This window comes from Mycobacterium sp. E2989, assembly GCF_001667595.1.
Lineage (GTDB): Bacteria > Actinomycetota > Actinomycetes > Mycobacteriales > Mycobacteriaceae > Mycobacterium.
In genome coordinates, this window is record NZ_LZJX01000091.1 from 1 (window position 1) to 802 (window position 802).

General features: G+C 63.3%; 1 protein-coding gene. It reads left to right on the forward strand.

The annotated features are described in order from the left end of the window. On the forward strand, positions 1-802 hold an 802-nt coding region (locus A5680_RS15785; protein ID WP_231977638.1), incomplete at both ends, for a condensation domain-containing protein.

Consider the following 802-nt stretch of genomic DNA (forward strand, 5'->3'; position numbering starts at 1 on the left):
CCGGTTGGCGGAGGCGGTTGAGTCGGCGGCGTGTTATTCGTTTGATTTGGCTGTGGAGATTCCGTTGCGGGCGACGGTTTTTCGGGTGGCGGCTGATGAGCATGTGTTGGTGGCGGTGGCTCATCATATTGCTGCTGATGGGTGGTCGATTTCGCCGTTGGTGCGTGATTTGGGGGTGGCGTATGCGAGTCGGTGTGCGGGGGGTGTGCCGGGGTGGGCGCCGTTGGCGGTGCAGTACGTGGATTACACGTTGTGGCAGCGGGCGGTGTTTGGGGATTTGGATGATCCGCACAGTGTGATTGCGGCGCAGTTGGCGTATTGGCAGGACGCGTTGGCGGGGATGGCGGAGCGGTTGGAGTTGCCGACGGATCGGGCGTATCCGGTGGTGGCTGATTATCGGGGTGCGCGGGTGGAGGTGGGGTGGCCCGCGGTGTTGCAGCAGCGGGTGCGGGCGGTGGCCGGTGCGCATAATGCGACGAGTTTTATGGTGGTGCAGGCGGCGTTGGCGGTGTTGTTGGCCAAGCTGGGTGCGACTTCGGATGTGGCGGTGGGGTTTCCGATCGCGGGGCGTCGTGATCCGGCGTTGGATGAGTTGGTCGGGTTTTTTGTCAATACGTTGGTGTTGCGTACGGATTTGTCGGGCAATCCCACGGTGGCGGAGTTGTTGGCGCAGGTGCAGCAGCGCAGTCTGGCCGCCTATGAGCATCAGGACGTGCCCTTTGAGGTCTTGGTGGAGCGGCTGGGTCCCACCCGCAGCCTCAGCCATCACCCCCTGATCCAAGTCGTCCTCGCCTGGCAGAAC